General features: G+C 66.5%; 22 protein-coding genes and 1 pseudogene. 7 read left to right on the top strand and 16 right to left on the bottom strand.

The window, feature by feature from the left end; genetic code table 11:
- Positions 1–86 precede the first annotated feature (86 nt).
- Positions 87–326, top strand: coding sequence for a winged helix-turn-helix domain-containing protein (locus ABZ794_RS11770; RefSeq protein ID WP_357515446.1), 240 nt, complete (start codon positions 87–89; stop codon positions 324–326).
- A gap of 70 nt (positions 327–396) precedes the next feature.
- On the opposite strand, the gene ABZ794_RS11765 is transcribed toward ABZ794_RS11770, so the two are convergent.
- From ABZ794_RS11765 to ABZ794_RS11730, 8 genes are all read right to left on the bottom strand, one after another.
- Positions 397–1,743: a pentapeptide repeat-containing protein gene (locus tag ABZ794_RS11765; protein WP_357515444.1), complete on the bottom strand. Its 1,347-nt coding sequence runs from the start codon at positions 1,741–1,743 to the stop codon at positions 397–399.
- A 33-nt stretch (positions 1,744–1,776) separates the two neighbouring features.
- The gene (locus tag ABZ794_RS11760; protein ID WP_357515442.1) at positions 1,777–1,992 is read right to left on the bottom strand and encodes a hypothetical protein; all 216 of its coding nucleotides are present in this window, start codon (positions 1,990–1,992) and stop codon (positions 1,777–1,779) included.
- Positions 1,989–2,273: a hypothetical protein gene (locus ABZ794_RS11755; RefSeq protein WP_357515440.1), complete on the bottom strand. Its 285-nt coding sequence runs from the start codon at positions 2,271–2,273 to the stop codon at positions 1,989–1,991. Before ABZ794_RS11755 ends, ABZ794_RS11760 begins: the two co-directional genes overlap by 4 nt.
- A gap of 123 nt (positions 2,274–2,396) precedes the next feature.
- Positions 2,397–2,804, bottom strand: a complete 408-nt coding sequence (locus ABZ794_RS11750; RefSeq protein ID WP_357515438.1) for a hypothetical protein — start codon at positions 2,802–2,804, stop codon at positions 2,397–2,399.
- The gene (locus ABZ794_RS11745; RefSeq protein WP_357515436.1) at positions 2,801–2,953 is read right to left on the bottom strand and encodes a sigma factor-like helix-turn-helix DNA-binding protein; all 153 of its coding nucleotides are present in this window, start codon (positions 2,951–2,953) and stop codon (positions 2,801–2,803) included. The genes ABZ794_RS11750 and ABZ794_RS11745 overlap by 4 nt, the downstream gene beginning before the upstream one ends.
- Entirely contained in the window at positions 2,953–3,891 is a 939-nt protein-coding gene (locus ABZ794_RS11740) for an AAA family ATPase (RefSeq protein ID WP_357515434.1), read from the bottom strand. Before ABZ794_RS11740 ends, ABZ794_RS11745 begins: the two co-directional genes overlap by 1 nt.
- 2 nt (positions 3,892–3,893) lie before the next feature.
- Positions 3,894–4,715: a bifunctional DNA primase/polymerase gene (locus ABZ794_RS11735; RefSeq protein WP_357515605.1), complete on the bottom strand. Its 822-nt coding sequence runs from the start codon at positions 4,713–4,715 to the stop codon at positions 3,894–3,896.
- 1,375 nt (positions 4,716–6,090) lie between these two features.
- The gene (locus ABZ794_RS11730; RefSeq protein ID WP_357515432.1) at positions 6,091–7,605 is read right to left on the bottom strand and encodes a recombinase family protein; all 1,515 of its coding nucleotides are present in this window, start codon (positions 7,603–7,605) and stop codon (positions 6,091–6,093) included.
- A gap of 22 nt (positions 7,606–7,627) precedes the next feature.
- On the opposite strand from ABZ794_RS11730, the pseudogene ABZ794_RS11725 reads away from it, so the two are divergent.
- Positions 7,628–7,789, top strand: a pseudogene (locus tag ABZ794_RS11725) (antibiotic biosynthesis monooxygenase); the annotation flags it as partial.
- 279 nt (positions 7,790–8,068) lie between these two features.
- Here ABZ794_RS11725 and ABZ794_RS11720 read toward each other — a convergent pair.
- Positions 8,069–8,665 carry a class F sortase gene (locus tag ABZ794_RS11720; protein ID WP_210781410.1) on the bottom strand — a complete coding sequence of 199 codons (597 nt, stop codon included), beginning with the start codon at positions 8,663–8,665 and terminating at the stop codon, positions 8,069–8,071.
- Positions 8,666–8,988: 323 nt separating this feature from the next.
- Positions 8,989–9,576 (bottom strand): hypothetical protein, encoded by a 588-nt coding sequence (locus tag ABZ794_RS11715; RefSeq protein ID WP_210781409.1) that lies wholly within the window; start codon positions 9,574–9,576, stop codon positions 8,989–8,991.
- 209 nt (positions 9,577–9,785) lie between these two features.
- On the opposite strand from ABZ794_RS11715, the gene trmB reads away from it, so the two are divergent.
- The 3 genes from trmB to ABZ794_RS11700 all read left to right on the top strand — a co-directional run bounded on the left by trmB (position 9,786) and on the right by ABZ794_RS11700 (position 13,843).
- Entirely contained in the window at positions 9,786–10,415 is a 630-nt protein-coding gene (gene trmB, locus ABZ794_RS11710; RefSeq protein ID WP_357515603.1) for a tRNA (guanosine(46)-N7)-methyltransferase TrmB, read from the top strand.
- Positions 10,416–10,527: 112 nt separating this feature from the next.
- Positions 10,528–13,041 (top strand): DUF3516 domain-containing protein, encoded by a 2,514-nt coding sequence (locus ABZ794_RS11705; RefSeq protein WP_357515430.1) that lies wholly within the window; start codon positions 10,528–10,530, stop codon positions 13,039–13,041.
- Positions 13,042–13,198: 157 nt separating this feature from the next.
- Positions 13,199–13,843 carry a hypothetical protein gene (locus ABZ794_RS11700; RefSeq protein ID WP_091401551.1) on the top strand — a complete coding sequence of 215 codons (645 nt, stop codon included), beginning with the start codon at positions 13,199–13,201 and terminating at the stop codon, positions 13,841–13,843.
- A 106-nt stretch (positions 13,844–13,949) separates the two neighbouring features.
- On the opposite strand, the gene ABZ794_RS11695 is transcribed toward ABZ794_RS11700, so the two are convergent.
- The 5 genes from ABZ794_RS11695 to ABZ794_RS11675 form a co-directional block, all read right to left on the bottom strand.
- On the bottom strand, positions 13,950–16,067 hold the full coding sequence (locus ABZ794_RS11695; RefSeq protein WP_357515428.1) for an acyltransferase family protein: 2,118 nt from the start codon (positions 16,065–16,067) through the stop codon (positions 13,950–13,952).
- 255 nt (positions 16,068–16,322) lie between these two features.
- Positions 16,323–17,270 (bottom strand): iron-siderophore ABC transporter substrate-binding protein, encoded by a 948-nt coding sequence (locus ABZ794_RS11690; protein WP_357515426.1) that lies wholly within the window; start codon positions 17,268–17,270, stop codon positions 16,323–16,325.
- Positions 17,270–18,172: an ABC transporter ATP-binding protein gene (locus ABZ794_RS11685; protein WP_357515424.1), complete on the bottom strand. Its 903-nt coding sequence runs from the start codon at positions 18,170–18,172 to the stop codon at positions 17,270–17,272. The genes ABZ794_RS11690 and ABZ794_RS11685 overlap by 1 nt, the downstream gene beginning before the upstream one ends.
- Before the next feature lie 19 nt (positions 18,173–18,191).
- Complete coding sequence (locus tag ABZ794_RS11680) at positions 18,192–19,316, bottom strand: iron ABC transporter permease (RefSeq protein WP_247668886.1); 1,125 nt, start codon at positions 19,314–19,316, stop codon at positions 18,192–18,194.
- Positions 19,313–20,359, bottom strand: a complete 1,047-nt coding sequence (locus ABZ794_RS11675; RefSeq protein ID WP_210781359.1) for an iron ABC transporter permease — start codon at positions 20,357–20,359, stop codon at positions 19,313–19,315. Before ABZ794_RS11675 ends, ABZ794_RS11680 begins: the two co-directional genes overlap by 4 nt.
- A gap of 141 nt (positions 20,360–20,500) precedes the next feature.
- Between ABZ794_RS11675 and ABZ794_RS11670 the strand changes: the two genes are divergently transcribed.
- Complete coding sequence (locus ABZ794_RS11670) at positions 20,501–20,860, top strand: YciI family protein (RefSeq protein WP_357515421.1); 360 nt, start codon at positions 20,501–20,503, stop codon at positions 20,858–20,860.
- 12 nt (positions 20,861–20,872) lie between these two features.
- Here the strand turns inward: ABZ794_RS11670 and ABZ794_RS11665 are convergent, their stop codons facing one another.
- Entirely contained in the window at positions 20,873–21,265 is a 393-nt protein-coding gene (locus tag ABZ794_RS11665; protein ID WP_210781357.1) for a cytidine deaminase, read from the bottom strand.
- A gap of 143 nt (positions 21,266–21,408) precedes the next feature.
- On the opposite strand from ABZ794_RS11665, the gene hrpA reads away from it, so the two are divergent.
- The gene (gene hrpA, locus ABZ794_RS11660; protein WP_210781356.1) at positions 21,409–25,473 is read left to right on the top strand and encodes an ATP-dependent RNA helicase HrpA; all 4,065 of its coding nucleotides are present in this window, start codon (positions 21,409–21,411) and stop codon (positions 25,471–25,473) included.
- Positions 25,474–25,529 lie beyond the last annotated feature (56 nt).

Genomic DNA, 25,529 nt, shown 5'->3' with positions numbered 1-25,529 from the left:
CACGAAGAGCTTATGTCAGACCTTGACTTAAGTCAGAGCTTGACTTAAGCGTGATCTTGTGATGCTTGATCCCTTAGACTTAAGTCATGCCGTACGAGCAAGCCGAGTATCGCCAGATCGCGGACGACCTCACGAACAAGATTCGTTCGGGAGAGTTGAAGCCTGGCGACAAGTTGCCGTCAACTGCTGAGTTGGCGGATCTTCGGCATGTCTCACCTGCAACAGTGAATCGTGCTTTCGGTCTTCTGCACGATCGCGGCCTGGTTGTTGGCAAGCAAGGAAAGGGCATTTACGTCAAGGGTGTGCCCGAGGTACCGGAGAGCTAAATCGGTGACGGAACTCTAACCGCCGTCATCGGGGATGCCTTCCATCAACACCCGCTCGTAAGCAGAGCAGCTACACCTCGTCTGATTCGGGATCACGAGGTGTCCTAACAGGAAGACTCCCAGCTGGTGGTGGCGGAAAGCGCAGCTTATACCTCTGTTCGGGATCGGCGTCTTTCAACTCTGATCCTACCCTGATCAAGTCGCCAATGTCTGCCGAATACCTATTCCTCTTGAGAGCATACCCATCCGGCCAATCGTGCTCGTAGATTCCACTAAGGGGAGCTGTCGCGCCTCGAAGTTCCGGCGGATCGCCAGAGATTTCCCGAAAGTCAACTTCGCCTCCAAATGCAACATTGTCAAACGATGCTCTGAGGATGAAGCGTGCACCTCGGAACGAGGCACCTCCACGAAATTTGGCACCGGGGCAACTAAAGATTCCCACTCTCACCGCGTAGAAAGACGCATTACCGTCGAACTGCGCACCGCTGCACAGTGCGGCAACCTCAGCGAACATCCCGGCAAAGTTCGAGGGACCAATCAACCGCGCTCTAGCCAAATCGAGAATTCGAGGCGAACAACGACTGAAATCGAAATCCACAAGAACAGCGTTGGTCAAATCGACATCCATTAACCGCCAGAATTGCGGCTTTCCAAGGGGCTCCAACTCGTCACCGTCCCCCGCAACTGAGTCATAATGCAAATGAGTAGCGATGATGCGCTGAGCAGTCGTCCTTACCTCAAGTTCATGGCGGCGCTTCAACTCATCATCGTCAAACTCGGGAATCTCGTCACCCTCCGGGGTTGGTTTTGGGGGAGTAAATGGCATACGGAGGTAGGAGCAAATCAGATTCATTACGGTTTGCCTGTGGTCGGGGTTGTCCTGCCCCAGCCTTTGCAATGCATACAGAGCCGCCATGCGAACTGGAGCTTTCTCCGAACCTAACTGCTCGGCAGCCTTCACGTAAAGCTCGGTCAGCCTCTTTTCTGCGGCGTCATGCTTCGTGTCGACTGCAATCATGTTCTTGTACTCTTGGTCCGCGTAGTCAACCCGTTCTTTGACGTACTGTCGACGCAGTGCCACGAATAGCGCAATCAAACCGCCGGCCCCGGCCCCCACGGCAAGGATGTTGCGGATAACATCGACACGTAATTGAGCAATACGCACCGCGAGGTCCGGCGAGTTAGCCAAACCCGCCGGAACCTGAGCAGCATTCAGCATAAACAGGGCCGCCACAGCGGTAATTACAAGCGCAACAACAGCAAGAACTAGCAGAGTCGCAAGGTGGATAGGTTTGTAGGTTCGGGGCTTTGAAGGTTTTTCGGGTTTATCTCGCTTCCTGGCCTTGCGCTCAGACCACTTCCTTTGAAGGAAGCGAACAGGCTTGATGCGCTTATACCACCTTGGGCGTTCGGGCATCCCTGGATTATCTCGCACGGATGCAACATCGGTCTACCCCTGACAGCTTTGCGCCTTACGCACATCGGCGCGGTACTTCTCGTATAGGTCTGGCCGCTCTCTTGCCGCCTCCGCTGAGGCATCAGCATAGGGAACGCCGGTCTTGACCTTCTCGGCTATCGCCGATTCAAAATCAGCAGGAGCACCCAACCTTTCCAGCCATCCCGCAGCCCAGTTGTCGAGTGCATCCGCCTCTGCTTTGTCCGTCATGAACAACCCTCCTTCTTGCGCTCGACAAATGTCATAAAGAAACCGTCGATAATCTCTCGGGCTTTCTGCCTCTCACCATGGGTATCTCCACCTGTGGCGGAATCCATTAATGTCGCCCACACCGCCGGAAGCGCCTCACAGATAAGTCTGTGCGACCGGGCGTAAGGGCTCTCGTTAGGGTGAAGCATTTCTTCGATTTCCAGGGCTTTACGGTGTTGAATCGTCTCAGGCGAAACGTCCAAGCCGTCCAGCTCACGAGCGATGAATTCATCATCGGTCACTGGGTCACCTCCTGGTCCCCATTGCCATGCGGACAAGCCACTAAAACCCGTTGGTAAATCCGACCCAAGAGACTTACCGGGTTGACAGAGTGGAGAAAGTCAACGGGGATACACCACTCATGGTCATTGCACAACGGTTCCATCTATCGTCCTTGACTCGTTGAAAATCGTGTCCCACTCGCCGCGATAATCGCCACTGACCTCGACGCTCACCGTCGGCGCATTCAAGCCAAGCAAGGTTGCATAGGCTTGCGCTGCCTTGATATACGCCTGCAAGTCACTATTTGACGGGGAATCCATGTACTTCTCATAGGCGAGGTTCTTAACACGCTCTATCTGTTCGAGATGGTGATTACGGCGCTCCCGAATGCTCTCCGCGGTTTCCTCTATCTTTGCGTTAAGAACTTTCATGACCCAAACATGACTGACGCCAACGCGTTCGGCGATCTGCCGATACGTCATATTCTCTTCGGTCCGCAACCGTAGGATTTCTGCATCTCTAACAAAACGGTCTAAGTCCTTTCCTTTCATTCGTTCACCTCAACTAACTTGCTGAAAATGTTTCCCACCATCACATGACTGATACCGACGGTTTCGGCAATCTGCCGGTAGGTCATATTCTCTTCAGTCCGCAAGCGTAGGATTTCCCGAATTAGGCTTTCCAAGTCCTTCCCCTCCACTAGTCCTCCCCCCACATCTTGTGCAGCCTGTAATGCAAAGCGTTGCCGTACTTGATTTCGGAAATGAAACCAGCGTCCACAAGTTCCCTGATCTTTGTGAAGTTGGCGGTACGGTCGCCTTTAATACTGCCGAGTAGCTTCCCTTTACCAGCGGTGAAAAGGCCACTGTGAGCTTTAATGACTTCGCAGATGTCTCGCTTGACGTGGTCGTCTTTGGTGAAAGCCGTTGTGGTGTCTGTTGTCCAGGGCCAGTCACCACCACGCATTAGCGACTTCGGCCAATCTCGTGAGTCCCGAGGTGGCCGGTAGTGCTTGATTTCGCCATCCTTGGCTAGGTGTAATCCAAACTCAGGCCACCTGAGCCACAGTGAGGCACCGTAGGGTCTAATCGGTCTGGTCAACCCTTGGGCCGCATGGGGACTGTGAGCCTCGATAATTACCGCGAATCCAAACTCTGCCCGTAGTTCGTCGATCAGAGTTGAGATTGGCTTTGAGACTCTGTCCTCTTTGAGGTCATCAGACGCCAGCTTGTAGAGCGGACCGATAATCAACAGATCCGGAGAAGTCTCTAAGATTTCGTCTCTGAGCCACTTCCGGTCATCTGGACTACCTGGGATGTCCAAACCCTCTGGCCTTGATACGACTGCTAAGTTTGCCCGTTCGACTTTGCTTCGGAGTGCGGCGAGCGACCGACTGAGGATCTTCTTAGGGTTCTCGAAGTCGGCCAGGAGTACGCGCAACGGCTCTATCTTTTGAGTCGGGTCAAGAGGGTGCAGTCCGGCACTTGTGGTTACGGCCATCTGTCGTAAGAGAGTGCTCTTTCCGTGCCCTTCACCACCAGTGAAAATCAGCCGGTCACGACGTTCAAGCATTCCCGGGATTGCCCAGTCATATTCTTGTTCGTCGTCGTTCAGGAAGTCGTCAAGTTCAGAGGCCACATTCAGCCACCGATCCGGGTTTGCTCAAACCGAATCGGGCGCATCTTGCCGTCCGCAATAGCGTTGTTGACTGTTGGGATAACCTGACGGTCGAGGTCTAGGCCACAGGTGATTCCGGCAGCAATCAATGCTGTTCGGACTTCGGCCTCTTCTAAGTAGCCACCAGCAATCATTCCTCCCAGCCGGTATGCCTTGAGGTTGAGCAAGTTATATCGGCCGGACTGCGCACCTGAAATGTCATCGACGGAACCAGCTAGAGCACTGTTTGCCCAATCGTGGGGGTCACCGTTTATGTATTTGACCGTTGCGCTGTTGGAAGCAAGCCCGCCCAGCGGGGGGAATTTATTTTCTGGTGGTGCGGAGCACAGGTCAATGAAATATTGGGGTAACGGTAGCGGGTCGACGTTGTGACTCACCGTATAACCAGGAGTGCCAGGCGCAACTACTAGCCCACCGTCGCCGATAATGTCGATACCGGGTCCTGGTCTGTTATGGCGGGTCCGCAAAGGCTTATCGTAGTAAAACCAGAAGTGCGGACCTCCGCTTTTTGAGCGGTGAACGCGAGTCTCCCAACACCCCCGCTGGGTGGGTTCTGGAAACTTTGACAGCGACTCTTCGCCACCATTCCGGTCGTCCACCTCGACAACTACTAGGTTGCCTTTCTGGTGCCCTGTCTGAACTCCGATGTACTTGTGTCCGCTGTTCTCGAAGTAGAGAAGCGCATCTTCCGGTTTGTGTGATTGCCAACCTACGTACTTAGGTCGCTTATCGGCTGGCCGCAGTGGAACCGGCCACAACCCGTCGCCGACGTACACACGCGCCATTTCAACCGCACTCGTGCTACCGTTGTTCTTGTTCAGGGAGCTGGACCACTCGGAACAGGTTTCGGGGACCGTGGGCGAATCTTCTGGGTTCACGTGCGGTCCCCGCTTCCATTCGGGGTTAGTGGCTCGGTCAAAACACGAGCGACCCGTAACCGTTGTTCGGGACTTAGGTTTTCGGCCAGTTGCCGAACCTTCGACGCCGCTACTTGCTCTCGCAGCCTGTCTTGTAGCGCAGAAACGTCAGCATCCGGATTTTTCCTCTTGGCATTGGCAATCGCTGCCCTTGTATGAGTCCATGATTCAGACATAGTTAAACCTCCCCTTGTCTCGTTAGGTCTGGGATTCGAGTCTTTTTGTGCTGGACTCAAGCGCCGTAACTAACTTCGAGATTCGGTGAGGTTGGCTGGTTCTTATTGCTTCGCTGTGGAGTTGTCAGGTGCACAAGTGCTAATTAGCACGTGGCGTCGGCCGATCTGGCATCCGCTCTCCGTTGATCATATCCCTTGTCCTAGGTAGAACAAGGACAGCAAACGGCCAACGTATTTGGTCGATTGGTGCCAGGTCTTACACCACCTGCGATTGATCTTGGACACAAAGTAATGGTGACCTTTCCGCCCGAGAGCTACCCGAGCAACGTCGGCCAGCGGTCATGTTTGGCTAATCTCGATCGATGCTTATCAGCGCGCTCGATCGATGCATGCCGATCAATGGGGAGTCGTTACCAGAAAGATGGTTCGGGACTACGGTGCGTGAGGGCTAGTTACCAGTTGAGCGCTAGCCGGTTAACTTTCTGACTTTCTGAATCTTTCTGGTCCGTTCCATAAAGATCATTCCGGGGATCTTTCTGGCTTTCTGAGCCTTTATAGAAGGCTCGAAACAGAAAGGCAGAAAGATCCCGGCCAACTTGACCACCAACCAACCCACCAGCCCACTCACGTTCGTCGATGCTTCGTCCTGGTGGCCGTTCACCTCCCCTACCGACGCTCCCAGAGATGACCCTCTAGCCACCCTCAGAGCGGCCCACAAACCCGCGCGGAGGGCAGGGGTCCGTGGGTAGGGGTAGCGCGCACGGCTCGCCACAGAGGCTCTGAGCCGATAGCCCTAAATGATCACGCTGCATTAGTGCTGCACTCACGTTCGGTCCTGAGAGTGATATCGTTGACGTGCAGGCTGGGTTATGGTCATTTCTTCAGTTTGCCCCAGTGGGGACTAAGAGAATTTTGGTTTCTTCGGTTACCCTCCTTTCGCTCTTAGTCCCCACTAACATAATGCGACTTTTTCCCAGGAGTCGTGACATGACGAAAGCCCGCAACCCTAATAAGGACTACGGGCTTTCGTCGTTTGGCGCACGGCTGAATCTGCCGTGCGTCCTGGTCTAGCTCTGCGGATTCCTACTAAGCCGATCCTCCACCCAATCAATGTGGACGCGTTCCTCAATCGGCTTCTTGTAGCCCTTACCGTTTGGCAAAACCTCGATGCCATCAATCAGGTTGCCTGAGCGCAGAAACTCTCGCTTCTCCGGAAGGCTCATGTCATCCCACGTTTCCGGGTTGCTAATCAGCTTGCCGACAATGGGCAGGACTCGACTTGAGCGAAGTTGCTCCTGTAGGTCTTGGAGCTGTGGCTCTATGTCCGCCTCGATACTCGCCAACCGGACCGCAGAAAGCCTCTTAGTCCCCGGTGCCGGACGGAGGAACTGCTCTTGAGCCTCATCTAGCTGCTTCTGCAATTCGGCTATCTCGGACTTGATGACTTCCCGTTCTTCGTCCTGGTCGTCATCAACCAGCGTGACAGTGATCAGACGTGCCTTAATCTCTGCTGTGAGGTAGTCCTCTAGCGGCTTGCGTGGGACTGTCGAACAGAAGTTTATCGAGCACATGTAGACCGGATAGCCGTTGTTCATTCGAGCGCGCATCAGCTCACCACACTTGCCACACCTGATGATGTAGGAAAGAAGGTGTTTGATAGCGCTGTCGCGCTGAGTCCTACGAGCAGGGTCGGAAAGCTTCTCGACGCACGCTTGCCACACCTTCTCATCAAGGATCTTCGGCCATGATGCTTCGGTGAAAGTCGGCGTCATGATTTTAGCGAGTCTGTCTGCCTTTGTGATGTGGATTCGCTTACCGACGTAGGCCGGATTGGTAATCATCCGCTTGACTTTGGTGATGTCCCATCGCGTACCCGTTGCGGTAGGAATACCCCTCTTGTTGAAATCCTGTGCTACTGCCCACAGGCTTTCGCCTTCCGATACCCTTTTCGCGGCTTCCCTGATTACCTTGGCCTGGTCTTCGTTGATGTGCTGCGCGACCATCTTTCGGCGGACCTGACCTTTAGCGTCCTGGACAATCTCGTACTCTCGCCAGTAGCCATACTGAGTACGACCGTGCGGCTTTCCCTCACGCACGTTATCAACCATGGCTCGACGTACGCGCTCAGCCGTTTTCTCCGACTCATAGGCGGAATCGATTCCGTCCTCTGCCAGGCTTTTCCAGTCTCGACCTACCATGAGATCGTAGGTACGCCGGTCTTTGACGACATGAATACCGATTCGATAAGTCCGGCAGAGGGCGAGCAGGGTGAACCACTCAATAGGTTCACGGCTTCCGCGTGAGGATTCCCACAGAATGAGGATATCTGGCCGATTGGCGTTCAGGTATTCAACCAATGCTTTGTACTGCGGACGTTCGGTAGTGGCGAACCTACTTGCGGACCGGTCATTTTCAGGGAAAACCGCATCGACGTGCCAACCTTCATAGTCGGCGTCTGCTCGACATTCGGTTTCCTGCTCACCTACTGAGCGTCCATTGCGTTCGTCATCTTTGCTCACTCGGCAATAGATAACTGCGCTCATTGCCCGTATTGCCGCAAGTCCCGGTTTCGTCGCCCTCATGTCCTCAATGGTACGTCTCTAGCTGTACTCACCGTGGGAGAGCGAGGAAGCGTTCCAGGCATGGGCCGCCGGCCCGTCGCGCGCCGCCCACGCCACCGCCCCCGGCGACAAGCCCCGTCCCCCGGTCTCCACCGGCGCCAGCCTGCTGGAGTTCGAGGTGGCGCTGCACGTCCCCCAGCCCTGACCGACCCTCGCCGACCGCTCGGACACGGACGACGTCCCCGTCTCGACACGTCGCGACGAGGCGGGCTGGTTCAGGCGCGTTGGAGCACGTTGGAGCGGCGGCCAGCACCTTGATCGTGCTCGATCCTGGATCTCAACGCCGTCGCGTCAGGGCTGCGGCGAGCAAGAGGTCCGCGCCGATCTTGCAGTTTCTGTTGTTGATATGGGCGGATGCGCCCCTTGCGTCGGGACAGAAAGTGCAAGATCGCGGCGCAGGATCGGTTCGGGCTCGGGGTCGATCTCAGGACTTGCGGGAGGACTGGAGGGTGGCGAAGGCGATGACGTTGTCGGCGTAGCCGGTGCGGCCCCCGATGAACTGCCCGCCGCAGGTGATCAACCGCAGCCCGGGCGGCCCGTCATGGCCGTAGATCCGTTCGGCGGGCAACTGGTCCTTCGGGAAGTGTTCGACGGTGTCGACCCGGAACACCACCACCGACTCGTCCGCCCGGGCCACCTCGATCAGGTCGCCGGGGTGCAGCTTGCCCAGGTCGTAGAAGACCGACGGGCCGGTCTTCGTGTCCACGTGCCCGACGATCACCGCAGGGCCAGGCTCACCGGGCGTGGGCCCTCGGTCGTACCAGCCGGTCTCGTTGTGCCGTTCCAACGGCGGTACGGCGATCGAGCCGTCCCGCGCCTGCCCGACGGGCGCCACCGGCGCTGTCACCTTGATCGCCGGCACCGAGAGGCGCACCGGCCGACTGGCTGACAACCCGACCGACTCGCTGCGGGCCGGCCGGTCACCGCCGGTCGGGGCCAGGTCGAACGGGCCGACCGAACGGCCCAGCCCCGCCCCGGTGGCGAAGACCCCGGCCAACACCAACACCACGGCCAACGGTATTGACCAGGGGCTGCGGCCGGAGGGACGACTACGCCGGGGGGCGACGGCGGTCGGCGGACGCGCGGCAACCGACGGGCGGTCGGGATCCGAAGGGCGCTCGGGATCCGGCGGACGCCGGCGATTTGGCGGGCGCTGGGGACCTGGCGGGCGGTCCGAGCCCGGCCAGCCGTCGTCCAAGTGCAGCCGAACATCATCGGGCGGCGAGGCGGGGCGGCCAGCGAACGGCGGGCGTGAACCGGCCGGCGGCGGCGTGGGACGGCCAGTCGGCGGCGGTCGTGAACCGGCCGGCGGCGGCGTGGGGCGGAAGATCGTCATGGCGGGCCTCAGCGACGCGCGGCGGCTCGGGGACGGCGAAACGCCATCACGGCGAGGACCAGCCCGGTGATGATCAGTGCCGCGCCGCCGGGCAGCAGCAGATTGCCGGTCATCCCGCCGGTGCTCCCGCCGAAGCCGGTTGCCGGACCACGGCTGGGCTGGACGGGGACCTTCTTGACCACCTGGAGCATTGTCGAGGCCGTCTCGCCGTCGCGGCACTCCAGCTTGACCCGGTAGTTGCCGGGGCGGGTGCGCTCGCGGACCATCGGCGCGGCGGTGAGCACCCCGCGCTGCGGCTGCACGCCGACCGCCCCGAAGGCGTCGGAGACCACTGTGGCGCCCACCGAGTTGTCCCGACAACTGGCCCGGATGCCCACCAGGTAGCCGGGCTGCACAGTGCTGGGGCTCACCTCGACGAAGATGTCCACCGACGGGTGCGGTTGGGGCGCACCTCCGGGCGGCCATTCCGGCTGCGGCGCGGGCGCGACGGCAACGGCCCGCTCAGGCGCGGCGAGGGCGGGCGTGGCGGCCAACAGGGGGCCGGCCAGCACGGTCACCAGCGACAGGGTCACGACACCGCGGGTCACTGTCACGATGCCCCCTCTCGACGCCGTGCGGCCGGGTCGGGCGGTGGAGCACCCCGACCTGCCGTACCAGTTGGATCCTCTCATTTCCGGTCGCACATCACATCCGATCAGCCGGCGGCGTCGCGTACGCTCGGTTCGCTGTGACCGCCACCGACCATGACCCCGCCGTCCCGCCCGCGAGCCGGACGATCCGCACGTTCCACCCCCGCCGGGGTCGGATGAGCGACCGGCAGACCGACGCGCTGAGCCGGCTCTGGCCCGCGTACGGCCTCGATGTGCCGGACGGACCTGCCATGCCCGTCGACCTGGCCGACCTGTTCGGTCGCCGGGCGCCCGTGGTGCTGGAGATCGGCTCGGGCATGGGCGACACCACCGCTGCGATGGCTGCCGCCGACCCGGATCGAGATTATCTGGCGGTCGAGGTGCACACGCCGGGAATCGCCAACCTGCTCCACCTGGTGGAGCGTGGTGGCCTACGCAACGTCCGGGTGGCGGAGGGCGACGCGTTGTCCCTGGTCAACGGCTTGCCCGAGGGCGTGTTGGACGCCGTGCACGTCTTCTTTCCGGACCCGTGGCCGAAGTCCCGCCACCACAAGCGGCGGCTCATCCAGCCGGCGCACGTGGCGCTGCTGCGGTCCCGGCTGCGCTCCGGCGGCATGCTGCACTGCGCGACCGACTGGGCCGAGTATGCCGAGGCGATGCGGGAGACCCTCGACGCGGACCCGGAGCTGGTGGACGCGTACGGCGGTTTCGCGCCGCGTCCGGCGCACCGCCCGGTGACGAAGTTCGAGCGGCGGGCGATCACGGCCGGTCGGCCGGTCGCCGACCTGCTGTACCGCCGACGGTGACGGGCGAAACGCCCGGACCGGCACACGGGGGCGCGTTCGGGACGCCCGGACGGGGGTCCGGTGCGGACCGGGTTGGCGTACCGGGGCATGATCCAGGCACCATGGACAGGCTATGACGCTCACCGCCGCGCTGCCGACAAGCGCCGACCCCGACACCCTCTTCGACGCGTTCGCCGGCTGGGCGAAGGAGCGCGGCCTCGACCTCTACCCCCATCAGGAAGAGGCGGTCATCGAGATCGTCTCCGGCGCCAACCTGATCATGAACACGCCCACCGGCTCGGGTAAGAGCCTGGTGGCGATCGCCGCGCACTTCGCGGCCCTCGCCGACAGCCGGACGACCTTCTACACCGCGCCGATCAAGGCCCTGGTGTCGGAGAAGTTCTTCGCCCTCTGCGAGGTCTTCGGCGCCGAGAACGTCGGCATGCTCACCGGCGACGCCAGCGTCAACGCTGACGCCCCGATCATCTGCTGCACCGCGGAGATCCTGGCGAACCTGGCGCTGCGCGAGGGCACGAAGGCCGACGTCGGCCAGGTGATCATGGACGAGTTCCACTTCTACGCCGAGCCCGACCGGGGCTGGGCGTGGCAGGTGCCGATCATCGAGCTGCCGCAGGCCCAGTTCATCCTGATGTCCGCCACCCTGGGGGACACCACGCGCTTCGTCGACGACCTGACCCGGCGCACCGGGCGGCCGACCGCCGTCGTGCGCACGGCCGAGCGGCCGGTCCCGCTCATCTTCTCGTACGCGATGACGCCGCTGCACGAGACACTCGAGGAACTGCTGGAGACCAAGCAGGCCCCGGTGTACGTGGTGCACTTCACCCAGGCCGCCGCGCTGGAGCGTGCCCAGGCGCTGACCAGCGTCAACGTCTGCACCCGCGCCGAGAAGGACATGATCGCCGAGGCGATCGGTGGTTTCCGGTTCACCGCCGGCTTCGGCAAGACGCTGTCCCGGCTGGTCCGCCACGGCATCGGCGTGCACCACGCCGGCATGCTTCCGAAGTACCGCCGCCTGGTGGAGACCCTCGCCCAGGCCGGCCTGCTCAAGGTCATCTGCGGCACCGACACCCTCGGCGTCGGCATCAACGTGCCGATCCGCACCGTGCTGTTCACCGGGCTGTCCAAGTACGACGGGGTCCGTACCCGGCTGCTGAAGAACCGGGAGTTCCACCAGATCGCCGGGCGGGCCGGCCGGGCCGGCTACGACACCATCGGCCGGGTCGTGGTGCAGGCCCCGGAGCACGTCATCGACAACGAGAAGGCCCTCGCCAAGGCCGGCGACGACCCGAAGAAGCGGCGCAAGGTGGTCCGCAAGAAGCCGCCGGAGGGTTCGATCGGCTGGGGCCAACCCACCTTCGACCGACTCGTCGACGCCGAGCCGGAGCCACTGACCTCCAGCTTCCAGGTCAGCCACTCGATGCTGCTCAACGTCATCGGTCGGCCCGGGGACGCGTTCACCGCGATGCGGCACCTGCTCACCGACAACCACGAGGAGCCGGCCGCGCAGCGCCGGCACATCCGCCGCGCGATCGCCATCTACCGGGCGCTGCGGGCCGGCGGGGTCGTCGAGGAGTTGCCCGAGCCGGACGAGACCGGCCGGCGGATCCGGCTCACCGTCGACCTCCAGCTCGACTTCGCCCTCAACCAGCCGCTCTCCCCCCTCGCGCTGGCCACCATCGAACTGCTCGACGCCGAGTCCCCGTCGTACGCGCTCGACGTGCTGAGCGTGATCGAGTCGATCCTCGACGACCCCCGGCAGATCCTCTCCGCGCAGCAGTTCAAGGCGCGCGGCGAGGCGGTCGCCGCCATGAAGGCCGAGGGCATCGAGTACGAGGCGCGCATCGAACTGCTCGACGAGGTGACCCACCCGAAGCCCCTGGCCGAGCTGCTGGAGGCCGCGTACGAGATGTACCGGCAGGGGCACCCGTGGGTGGCCGACCACCAACTCTCCCCCAAGGCCGTCGTCCGCGACATGTACGAGCGGGCCATGACCTTCACCGAGTACGTGCAGTTCTACGGGCTGACCCGCTCGGAGGGTCTCGTCCTGCGCTACCTGGCCGACGCGTACAAGACGCTGCGCCAGACAGTGCCCGAGGACGCCAAGACCGAGGAGCTGATCGACCTCATCGAGTGGCTGGGCGAGCTGGTCCGCCAGGTCGACTCCAGTCTCATCGACGAGTGGGAGCGGCTGCGCAACCCGTCCGACGTGGCCGAGGTGGCCCAGGCGCACGCCGCCCTGACCGATCGACCACCGGCGGTGACCCGCAACGCGCGGGCGTTCCGGGTGCTGGTGCGCAACGCGCTGTTCCGCCGCGTCGAGTTGGCCGCGCTACGCCGCTGGGACCTGCTCGCCGAGTTGGACGCCGAGGACGGCTGGGACTACGACGCGTGGGCCGACGCCCTGGCGCCGTACTTCGAGGCGTACGACTCGATCGGGGTCGGGCCGAACGCCCGCGGTCCGGCGCTGCTCATGATCGAGCAGGGCCGGGAGCGGTGGACCGTACGGCAGATCTTCGACGACCCGGACGGCGACCACGACTGGGGCATCAGCGCCGAGATCGACGTGGCCGCCTCGGACGAGGTCGGCGCGGCGGTCGTACGGATCACCGACGTCGGCCAGCTCTAGCGAGCGTCTCGACAGGGGGGCCGTCAGTACGCCGGACGGCCCCCTTTGTCGCGTCTTCCGCACCCCTTCTTTCGCTGGGCGATGTCAGACCCGTCGATTAGAATGTATGTACTAATCGAGTTCCTGACCTGCAGGATTACGACCCGGGAGGACGCCCGTGACCGCGCCCGCCTCCACGCCCCTCACCCCCTACGCCACGCTGCTCGGTTTCACCCGCTACGTCGACCGCACCGGCCCCACCAAGGCGACCTTCGTCGGCGGGCTGCGCAAGCAGCGCGCCAGCCGGTCCGGCTTCAACCCGCACGGCCAGTTCGTCAAGGCGCTCAAGGCCGACATCGCCTTCCACACCGGCGGCACCCACCTGGCCGGGGTGGCCGACATCGTCAAGCCACGATGGCGCCCGCTCTACCAGGCGCTCGTCCCCGGCGCCACGACCTGGCTGCACTCCCTCGGCGAGCCGGCCGCCGTCGATCTCGCCCAGACCCGCGACGCCCTGGCCATGCTGGGCGACCTGCCCGTCAAGATCAACCCCCACTTCGGGGTACGCCACGCCGACGGCCGCGCCGAAGCGGTCCGCCTGCACTTCGACGAGGCCCCACCGAGCGAGGAATCGGTGCTCGCCACCCTGCACCTGATGGCCCGACACATGGACGCGGTGCTCCCGCACGCCGAGCCGGTCCTGGTCGACGTCCGCCGCGGCCTGGCCCACCGCATGCCCACCGACGCCAAGCCCGACCAGATCGAACGATGGCTCTCCGGCGAAGCCGCCGCCTTCCGCGCCATCTGGTCCACCGCCGCCTAAGACACCGCCGCCGCCCGAGCACCCTGCCGCCGCTGACCGGTCCGGCTTGGTGCTCGGGCGGTGGCCTGCTGTTCGAGGTAGCCCGCCAGCGAGACCGCGGCGCCCCTCAACCCAATACGCGGTCCAGCGCCGTGCCCAGCCGTGGTGCGAGGGTCGCAGCGTAGGTGGCGGTGATGTGGTTGTTGTCGCGGTACACGAGCACCCCGCCAATGACCGGCGAGCACCGCTCACGCGGGCAGATGGCCGGGTTCAGATCGACCAGGTACACCTTGTTGTTGCTGCGGGCGGCCGCTTCGTGGGCTGGGCCGCCGCCACCTGCGAGGACCTTGTCCCGGGGGGAGACGCATCGGGTCAACTTCTTCGGATTGGCGGACACACACTCAGCGATGTCCCTGTCGTGATAGGGGGTGTCACGCAGCACGATCACGGGAACCCCGGCTGCCGCCATCGCGGCCCACGTCCGCCGGAGTGCGTCCGTGAAGGCGGCCTGTGCTTGGCTGGTGACCCTCTCACCGTTCTGGATCATCACATAGAAGGACGTACTCACCACCAGCACGTTCGGGCGCTCCGCCCCGGTCACCTGCGCGCGAAGTTTGTCGTTCCACTCGGTGCAACTGGGGTACGGCCGGCTGTCCAAGGCAACTTCGCCATCGATGAACGGGCATGAGGACTTCGTGTAGCTCTTGAGGCGCCACTTCTTTGACTCGGCCACCCTCTGCAGCGCCGGAAGCCATTGAGCGGCGTGGGAATCCCCGGCGAGAGCCACGGTGAACGACGCGTTGGGGTCCCCGTACTGACAGGCCCTGACCGCACTGCTGCGCTGGTCCGCATGGCATCCGTCCCGCCACGCGTCGGGGCCATCCTTGCTGGCCACCAGCGGATCCGGCACGAACGGTCCGACTCGGTCGACGGGAATCCCCGCGTCGCTGCTGGCCGGAGAGTCGCCCAGAGCGGAGGCGCCCAGAACCGTGGGTGAGGCAGCTACGGGGACACCGCTGCCGCCCGCCGTCGGCACGGCCAGGGTGGGCGGCATCGGCGCCCTCGCCGGCGGGACGGTGAGTTGGAAGGCCAGTCCCGCTAGGAGGGCCACGCCGGTGCAGACCGCCCCGAGTTGCAATGATCGCGCAGGTTCCCACGTGAGCGTCGGCGACATCCGGATCGGGTTCTCGATGAAGCGGTAGGTGAGGGCGGCCGGCACCACTGAGATCGCGGCAACGGCGAGGCCGGTGGCGGTGGTCAGCTCCCCGAACCGAGCCTCGGCAGCGATGAGGAGAGGCCAGTGCCAGAGGTAGAGGGAGTAGGAGATGGCTCCTACGGCGCGTACCGGCCGCAGCGCCAGCAGCATGGCGGGCCCGAAACCGCCGGCAGCCATGCCTCCGGCGATGACCGCTGCCGTGCCCAGGGTGGGGGCCAACGCCACGTACCCGGGGAAGGCGGAAGCCTCCGACAGGAGAGCGGCGGACGCCACGATCGCGGCGAGGCCGCACCAGGCGAGCGCGGCCGCTACCAGCCGGGGCAGACGCTGCAGATGCCCGCCGAGCAGGGCCAGGAAGCCGCCAAGGGCCAGCTCCCACATCCGGGTGGTGGTCACGAAGTAGGCGCGGGCGGGATTGTCCTCGGTCAACCAGACGGACCACGCGAAGGACGGCACAGCGACCAGCGTGAGGGCGAAGAGCAGGTATCCGGTGCGGGCGTACCGCCGCCGGCCGAGCCACACCGCGGAGGCAAGTAGCAGCGGCCACACCAGGTAGAACTGCTCCTCGACGCCGAGGGACCAGAAATGCTGGAGGATGCTGGGCGCCTGATTGGCCGCCAGGTAGTCGACGGACTGTTCGGCGAGTCGCCAGTTCATGGCGTACAACCCGCTGAACACCACATCCCAGCCCGTGGCCGACCACCGGGTGCGCGGCAGAAAGGCGAATGTGAGCAGCAGGCTCCCGATCAGAACCACCACTGCGGCCGGCAGAAGCCGCTTGGCGCGCCGGGCGTAGAAGCCGATCAGCGAGAGGCGGCCCGTCCGGTTCACCTCGGCGACAAGTAGTCCGGTGATCAGGTAGCCGGAAATGACGAAGAAGACGTCAACACCGACGAAACCGCCAGGCACCAGTTGCTGGCCGGCATGTCCCGCGAGCACCAAAATCACGGCGAGGGCACGCAGCCCTTCCACGTCACCTCGGAACCCGGCCCGGGGACTGGCTTCCGGTCGCACGGCCGTTCGTGTCATTCGTTTCCCACCCCATGCCTCATTCGCGTCGCTGGCACAACTGGGGGAAGGCGTGGGTGGTTACGATTCATATCAGGCTGGTTGGCCGTATTCCGCCTGGGCGGTGACCATCCGGCGCGCCTCCCCCGAATCAACGGCGAGCCAGGGGGTCAAGCGAATGGGTGCCATGGAGGTAGTGGCCCCGGTCGGGAGAGGGCCACTACCTCGAAGCAGTGCGGAACGCTTTCCGAACGCCAGCCAGGCGCCGGGTGCGTGTCAGGCGGCGGGGAGGTACTTGGTCAAGTCGTCGAGGATCTTGTTGGCGGCGCCGACGCCGATGCCGGTCATCCAGACCTCGTCGGAGACGGGGTACGCCTTGCCGGCCTTGACCGCGCCGAGGCCCTTCCACAGCGTCCCGCCGGCGACCTTGGTCTGCTCGGCGGCGGCCTTGTCGCCGTACGCGGTCACGAAGATGACGTCACCGTCGACCTCGTTGACCCGCTCGGGGCTGACCAGGTCGAAGCGCTTGTCCTCCTTGTTGGCGAGCAGCTGCCGCTCGGGGCGGCCCAGGCCGGTGTCGCCGATGACGATGCCGGAGAACGAGTCCGGACCGTACACCCGGATGTTGCCGGGCAGGAACCGCACGATGGAGACCTTGCGCGCGGCGGCGTCGCCGAGCGTCGCGCCGAAGTCCTTGGCCCGCTTCTCGTACGCGGCGAGCAGATCCTTGGCCTGCTGCTCACGGCCGAGCGCCTTGCCGTCGAGGAGGAGGTTCTCCTTCCAGGTGATGCCCACCTTGTCGGTGAACACGGTCGGCGCGATGGCGGCCAGCTCGTCGTAGAACTTCTCCTGGCGGAACTTGCTGCCGAGGATGAGGTCAGGCTTCAGCGCGTTGATCGCCTCCAGGTCGGGTTCGGTGAGCACCCCGACCTCCTTGATGCCGGCGAGCTTGTCCGCGCCGAAGTACGTGGGCCAGCTCTTCGCCTCACCGGCGGTGGCCGCGCCGACGGGCGTGATGCCCAGCGAGAGCGCCGTGTCGATCTTGTCGGTGTCGAGCACGACGACGCGCTTGGGCTCGGCCGGGACCTTGGTGGTGCCCATGGCGTGGGTGATCTCCCGGGTGTCCCCGGTGGTGGAGCCGGCGACCGGGTCGCTCTCACCGCAGGCGGTGAGGCCGGCACCGAGGGCGACGGCCGCGGCGAGAGCTGCGACGAGACGACGCATCAGAGTCCTTTCGAGGGGTGCGAGCCGGCGAGCGGGTTGGCCGCGTCGCCGGTGGAGGGTCCGACATCCGGTACGGACGCCGTCGACGAAGAGTGGTCACCCGCGACAGCGGGTGCCGGAGCGTTACCACCGGTGTACGCGGGCACCACCAGCGGTGCGCCGGTCACCGGGCAGGGCACCACCACGCAGGCCAGCCCGAAGACGTCGCGGACCAGGTCGGCGGTGAGGATCTCCCGGGGCGGGCCGGCGGCGACCACTGCGCCGGCGCGCATGGCGACCAGGTGGTCGGCGTAGCGGGCGGCCTGGTTCAGGTCGTGCAGCACGGCGACCACTGTGCGGCCCCGCTCGGAGCGCAGCCGGTGCAGCAGGTCCAGCACCTCCACCTGGTGGGCCAGGTCGAGGAAGGTGGTCGGCTCGTCCAGCAGCAGGGCGTCGGTGTCCTGGGCGAGGGTCATGGCGATCCACACTCGTTGCCGCTGACCGCCGGAGAGGCTGTCCACCGGTCGGTCGGCCAGGTCGGTGACGTCGGCGAGGGCCATCGCCTGGTCCACCGCCGCGCCGTCCTCCGACGACCACTGCCGCCACCACCGCTGGTAGGGCTGCCGGCCGCGCCCGACCAGGTCCGCCACAGTGACGCCCTCGGGCACCAGCGGGCTCTGCGGCAGGACGCCGAGGCGGCGGGCGACCTCCCGGGTCGGCAGCTCGCGGATGGCGGTGCCGTCCAGCAGCACCGTGCCACGGCGGGGGGTGAGCAGCCGGGCCATCGTGCGCAGCAGGGTGGACTTGCCGCACGCGTTGGGTCCGACGATCACGGTGAACGCGTCGGTGGGCAGGTCGAGATCGAGCCCGTCCAGCACGGTCCGCTCGTCGTAGCCGGCGACCAGGTCGCGGGTGGAGAGCATCACACGACTCCTTGAGGCGTCACGACGACCGCCGCCGGCCGCGCTGCAGCAGGAAAATCAGGTACGGGCCGCCGATCGCGGCGGTCAGCACACCGGCGGGTAGTTGGGTGGGTGCGAACAGCCGCCGGCCGGCCAGGTCGGCCAGCACCAGCAGGAGGGCGCCGAGCAGCGCCGCGCAGACCAGCGGTGGTCGTTCGGCGCGTACCAGGCGACGGGCCACCTGCGGGGCGACCAGCGCCACGAAGTCGACGGCGCCCACCTGGGCGGTGACCATCGCGGCGACGAGTACGCCGGTGCCGGCGAGGCCGATCCGGCGGGCCACCGGACGCAGGCCGACGCCCCGGGCGGTGTCGTCGTCCAGGGCGCTGCTGTTCAGCGCCCAGCCGGCCCAGGCCAGCACCGGCAGCAGCACCAGCAGTGTGCCGGCGATCCAGGCGGCCTCGGTCCAGCCCTTGCCGGCCAGGGTGCCGATCAGCCAGATCTGCGCGCGCAGCCCGTCGATCGGATCGGCGGTGAGCATGACCACCTCGGTGAGCGCCCGGAACCCGAACGCGACAGCCACCCCGGCGAGCACGAACCGCTGCGCGGCCAGCCCGTGCCGGGCGCCGAGGGCGAACAGCAGCACCGCCGCGAGCAACCCGCCCACCAGCGCTGTGGGCGCCACCAGCACCGCGGCCATTCCGCTGGTCAGTGCCACGGTCGCGGCGAGGCCGGCACCCTGGGTGATGCCGATGACGTCCGGGCTGGCGAGTGGGTTGCGGGCCACGCTCTGGATCAGCGTGCCGGCCACCCCGAAGGCGGCCCCGGCCACGGCCGCCAGCACGACCCGCGGCAGCCGAAGATCAAAGACCACGAGGTCGTACGGGGTGCCGGCTCCGGAGAGGGCACGCAGCACGTCGGCCGGTGCGACGTACGGGGTGCCCAGCGAGAGGCTGAGCACGACGGCCAGCAGGAGCAGCACGGTCAGCACGGCGGCCACCAGTACCGCGCGACGGCGGATCAGCAGGCTGACCGGGCCGATCCGCAGCAGCGACCGCCCGGGCAGCCGGGCACCGTCGGCACCAGACGAGCCGGCGGCCGCGACGGTCGACAAGCCAGCGGACCCAGCCGAGCCGGGGCCGGAGGAACGGCGGGTGGTGGTCATGCGGTCACCACCCGGGCGCGGCGGACCAGCACGGCCAGCAGTGGCGCGCCGATCAGCGCGGTGACGATCCCGGCCGGGATCTCGCCGGGTGGGGCGACGAGTCGACCGACGATGTCGGCGGCGAGCAGCAGCGCCGGCCCGAGCAGCGCGGAGACGGCGAGGGTCCAGCGGTGGTCCGCGCCGACCAGGGCGCGGGCCAGGTGCGGCACGGCCAGCCCGACGAACGCGACAGGTCCGGCGGCGGCCACCGCGGCGCCGGTCAGCAGCACGGCGGCGAGGCCACCACCGAGGCGGACCAGACCGATCCGGTGGCCGAGACCACGGGCCACGTCGTCGCCGAGGGCCAGCGCGTCCAGGCCCCGGGCCACCAGGGCGGCCAGCACCAACCCGACGAGGACGAACGGCAGGACCTGCGCGGCGACCGACAGGTCCCGTCCGGCCAGCCCGCCGACCACCCAGAAGCGGTACTCCTCGAAGGTGCGGGCGTCGATGCTGAGCAGCGCGTACACCCCGGAGGCCAGGCTGGCGTCGAGCGCCGCGCCGACCAGCGCGAGGGTGACCGGGCTGGCGCCCTCGCGGGCGCGGGTGGCGATGGCGAAGACCAGCAGCCCGGCGATCAGGGCCCCGGCGATGCCGAACCAGACGTACCCGGCGAGCGTGCCGACGCCGAAGACGGAGATCGCGAGCACCACCCCGAACGACGCGCCCGCGCTGATGCCGAGGATGCGCGGCTCGGCGAGGGGGTTGCGGGTGAGCGCCTGGAACAGCACCCCGGCCACGGCGAGCGCGAGCCCGACCGCGAGGCCGAGGGCGGTCCGGGGCATCCGCAGCTCACGGACGATGGTGCTGGCGTCGCCGCCGTCCGGCGCGACGAGCGCGTGCCAGACCTGGTCGACGCCGAGTTGTCGGCTGCCGAGCGCGAAGCTGGCCAGCACGGTGAGCAACAGCACCAGCGCGGCCGCGACGGTGACGGCCACCCGGCGGCCGGTGCGGGTGCCGGACCGGTTGCGGGCCGGGGTCGGCCGGGTGGCGAGGGTGGTCACGAGTCTCCTGCACGTTCACGCTTAGGTTCGCCTAACCTTAGCGGCTCAGTTGAGGGTCACCTAACTGGCGCTCATCGATCCGCCAAGGGCTGAGCAGGGCAGACGCCCGCGCGGAGAGGGCTGCGCGCCTACTGTTGGCTCATGCGATTCGACCAGCACACGGTCGTCCTGCTGAGCCGGCCTTCGGATCCGCCGGAGCTGCCGCAGGACGCGATCGACCGGTTGCGGGAGGCGCACCTGGCCCACCAGGCGGGCCTCGTGCAGCAGGGGCTGGTGCTCGCGGCCGGGCCGTTCCTGCACCCCGACGACGAGCGGCTGCGCGGCTTCGTGGTGCTGTCCATCGCCCCGGACGAGGCACGCGCGCTGTTCGCCAACGACCCCGCGGTGCGGGCCGGGCGCCTGGTCGCGCGGGTCACGTCGTGGCTGCTTCCGGAGGGCACAGTGCGGTTCGAGGCCGTGCCGGTGCCGCAGTCGATGCTGGAGGCGGCCTCCGGGGACTGACCCCGGGCCCGGTCAGCCGGCCGCGCCGCTGCCGGTCTCGGCCGGCGACTCGGCGAGCGGGACCACCCGCAGGGCGTCCATCGGGCCGACGATCACCCGCAGTTGCGGGAAGTGGTCCCGCAGCACCTGCCGGCACCGGTCACAGGGCGCGACGACCTCGCGGCCACGGTCGGCGACAGTGACGATCGTCTCCAGCGCGGTGACGCCCTGCGTGGCGGCCGTGCCGATCACGACCAGTTCGGCGCAGGCCCCTCCGGTGGCGTGCTGGACGTTCACGCCGGTGAAGACCCGACCGTCAGCGGTCCGGGCGGCTGACGCGACAGTGTGGTGCTGGCTGCGGCAGCGCAGCTTGGAGACCGCCGTGGCGGCCTGCACCAACGCGCGGTCGGTGTCGCGCATCTCCATCCGGCTCCCCCAGCGCTCGACGTCGGCCGCCAACTCTAGGGCCCGCTCGTGGCCGTCAAGGGACCGGAGGTGACCGTCGGACAGCCGGGCGCTCGGTAACCCAGGGGCGGTGCGTCGCCCGGCTGCCTATCCTTGGGCACGACATGCAGAATCCAACCGCCTCCGTCGCGTCCGACCCCGTTCGCGAGCTGCACCGCCGTCTCACACCTCTGATGTTCCGCGACCAGCGCCGGCTCCAGCGGCGACTCGACGGTGCCCGCAAGCTGCGCGACCCGCAGCGTCGGGAGGCGGCGCTGACCGAGATCACCGCCGACCTGGTCCGGGCCGAGCAGCGCCTCGCCGCCCGGCAGGCGGCGGTGCCCGTGATCACGTACCCGGCGGGTTTGCCGGTCAGTGAGCGCAAGGACGACATCGCCGCCGCCATCCGCGATCACCAGGTGGTGATCGTGGCGGGCGAGACCGGCTCCGGCAAGACCACCCAGATCCCCAAGATCTGTCTCGAGTTGGGGCGCGGGGTGCACGGCCTGATCGGGCACACCCAGCCCCGGCGGTTGGCCGCCCGGACGGTGGCCGACCGGATCGCCGACGAGCTGGGCACCGAGTTGGGCGACGTGGTCGGCTACAAGGTGCGCTTCACCGACCAGGTCGGCGAGCGCAGCCTGGTGAAGCTGATGACCGACGGCATCCTGCTGGCCGAGTTGCAGACCGACCGGATGCTGCGCCAGTACGACACGCTGATCATCGACGAGGCGCACGAACGCAGCCTCAACATCGACTTCATCCTCGGGTACCTGCGGGAGCTGCTGCCCCGACGACCCGACCTCAAGGTGATCATCACCTCGGCGACCATCGAGACCGACCGGTTCGCCAGGCACTTCGCCGGTCCACCCACCGCCGACGAGCCGGAGGGCGTACCCGCGCCGGTGGTCGAGGTGTCGGGTCGCACCTACCCGGTGGAGGTGCGCTACCGGCCCCTCGTCGAGCTGGCCGAGGGCGAGGACGACGGCGACGGTGACGAGGAGAACGTCCGCGACCAGATCCAGGCGATCGGCGACGCCGTCGAGGAGCTGGCCGCCGAGGGCCCCGGCGACATCCTGGTCTTTCTCAGCGGCGAGCGGGAGATCCGGGACACCGCCGACGCGTTGGGCAAGCTGGTGCAGAAGAAGCGCTCGCTGCTCGGCACCGAGATCCTGCCGTTGTACGCGCGGCTCTCCTCCGCCGAGCAGCACCGGGTCTTCGCCGCGCACTCCTCGCGCCGGGTGGTGCTCGCCACCAACGTGGCGGAGACCTCGCTGACAGTGCCCGGCATCAAGTACGTGGTGGACCCGGGCACCGCCCGTATCTCCCGCTACTCCAGCCGGCTCAAGGTGCAGCGGTTGCCGATCGAGCCGATCTCCCAGGCGTCGGCCAACCAGCGCAAGGGCCGCTGCGGCCGTACGTCGGACGGCATCTGCATCCGCCTCTACGACGAGCAGGACTTCCTCTCCCGCCCCGAGTTCACCGATCCGGAGATCCTGCGGACCAACCTGGCGTCGGTCATCCTCCAGATGACAGCGATCGGGCTCGGCGACCTCGCCGCGTTCCCGTTCATCGACCCACCGGACAAGCGCAACATCACCGACGGCGTCAACCTGCTGCACGAGCTGGGCGCGTTGGACCCGACCGAGGCCGACCCGGCGAAGCGGCTCACCGCGCTCGGCCGGCGGTTGGCCCAGTTGCCTGTCGACCCGCGCCTGGCCCGGATGGTGGTCGAGGGCGAACGCAACGGCGCCGCCACCGAGGTGCTGGTGATCGCCGCCGCGCTCTCCATCCAGGACCCGCGGGAGCGGCCGGCCGAGAAGCAGGCCCAGGCGGACCAGGCGCACGCCCGGTTCGCCGACAAGGAGTCGGACTTCGTCGCCTTCCTCAACCTGTGGCGCTACCTGCGCGAGCAGCAGCGGGAGCTGTCCTCCAGCGCGTTCCGTCGGATGTGCAAGGCGGAGTACCTGAACTACCTGCGCATCCGCGAGTGGCAGGACATCGTCAGCCAGCTGCGCCAGGTGCTGCGTACCCCGCCTGAGGGCGACCGGCGTGGCGGGCGGCCGGCACGCGACAGCTCGGACGACGCGGACGCCGGCCGGGGCCGCCGGGGTGGCGCGGACCTGCCGGAGGAGATCGACACCCCGAAGGTGCACCAGTCGCTGCTGCCCGGCCTGTTGTCGCACATCGGCCTCAAGGACGCCCAGAAACACGAGTACCTGGGGGCGCGGGGCGCCAAGTTCGCCCTCTTCCCCGGGTCGGCGTTGTTCAAGAAGCCGCCGCGCTGGGTGATGGCCGCCGAGTTGGTGGAGACCTCCCGGCTGTGGGGGCGCATCGCCGGCCGGGTCGAGCCGGAGTGGGTCGAGCCGCTGGCGCAGCACCTGGTCAAGCGCAGCTACAGCGAACCGCACTGGGAGAAGAAGCAGGCCGCGGTGATGGCCTACGAGAAGGTCACCCTGTACGGCGTCCCGCTGGTCAGCTCCCGCACTGTCAACTTCGGGCGGATCGACCCGACGCTGAGCCGGGAGCTGTTCATCCGGCACGCCCTCGTCGAGGGCGACTGGCAGACCCACCACCAGTTCTGGGCGGACAACAAGCGGCTGCTCGCCGAGATCGAGGAGTTGGAGAGCCGGGCCCGACGCCGGGACATCCTGGTCGACGACGAGACCATCTTCGGCTTCTACGACCAGCGGATCCCGGCCGACGTGTCCTCCGGCCGGCACTTCGACAGCTGGTGGAAGAAGATCCGCCGCGAGCAACCCGACCTGCTCACCTTCACCCGCGACCTGCTGATCAACGACGGCCGACCGGGGGTGGACGAGGACGACTACCCGGACGAGTGGCAGGCCGACGGGGTGAGCCTGCCGCTGACCTACCGGTTCGAGCCGGGCACGCCGGACGACGGCGTCACAGTGGACATCCCGCTGCCGCTGCTCAACCAGGTGCCGGCGGAGACCTTCGACTGGCAGGTGCCCGGGCTGCGCGAGGAGACGGTGATCGCGCTGATCCGCTCGCTGCCCAAGGCGATCCGCCGCAACTTCGTTCCGGTGCCGGACTACGCCCGGGCCGCGCTGGCGGCGATCACTCCCGGCGAGGAGTCGCTGCTGGACGCGCTCACCCGGCAACTGCGCCGGATGACCGGGGTGACAGTGCCCCGCGACGCCTGGGAGCCGGGCAAGCTCCCGGCGCACCTGCGGGTGACCTTCCGGGTCCTCGGCGACGACGAGAAGCCGGTCGCCGAGGGCAAGGACTTGCCGGCCCTGCAACGCCAACTCCGCCAGGAGGTACGCCAGGTGGTGGCGGCCGCCGCGCCGGAGGTGGCCCGCACCGGGCTGCGCGAGTGGAGCATCGGCACGCTGCCCCGGACCATCGAGCAGGTCCGCGCCGGGTACGCGGTCACCGCGTACCCGGCGCTGGTCGACGAGGGCGTCACGGTCGGGGTGAGGGTGTTCGACTCCCCCGCCGAGGCGGAGGCGGCGCACTGGGCCGGCACCCGCCGGCTGCTGCGGCTCACAGTGCCGTCCCCGGCGCGGTTCCTGCAGGGGCGGTTGGACAACGAGGCGAAGCTGGCGTTGAGCCGCAACCCGCACGGCGGTGTCCAGGAGTTGATCGAGGACGCGGCGGGCGCGGCCATCGACCGGCTGATCGGTGTGGCGGGCGGGCCGGCGTGGGACGCCGACGGCTTCGCGGCCCTGCGCGAAAAGGTGCGCGCCGACCTGGTCGACACCGTCGTCGAGGTGATGGACCGGGTCCGCAAGGTCCTCGCCGCCGCGTACGCGGTCGAGCAGCGGCTCGGCGCGACCCGCAACCTCGCCGTGGTGGCGGCGCTGGCCGACATCCGCAACCAGCTCGCCGGGCTGGTGCACGCCGGTTTCGTCACCGAGACCGGGTACGCGCGCCTGCCCGACCTGCTGCGCTACCTCACCGCCATCGAGCGTCGGCTGGAGCGGCTGGGCGGCAACCCGCAGCGGGACCGCCAGCAGCAGGACCGGATCGCTGTGGTGCAGAAGGAGTACGCCGACCTGCTCGCCAACCTGTCGCCGGCCCGCCGCCAGGAGTCGGCCGTCCGGCAGATCCGCTGGATGATCGAGGAGTTGCGGGTGAACGTCTTCGCCCAGGCGCTGGGCACTCCGTACCCCGTCTCCGAGCAGCGGATCTACCGGGCGATGGACGACGCCGAGGGCCGCTGAGCCGACGGCCGGGCCGCTGCCGACCTCTTCGCGACCGCGGCCCCGGCTGGCCTCTT

It is taken from the genome of Micromonospora sp. NPDC047187 (assembly GCF_040643355.1).
GTDB lineage: Bacteria > Actinomycetota > Actinomycetes > Mycobacteriales > Micromonosporaceae > Micromonospora > Micromonospora salmantinae.
This window is presented reverse-complemented; position numbering and strand designations above follow the sequence as displayed.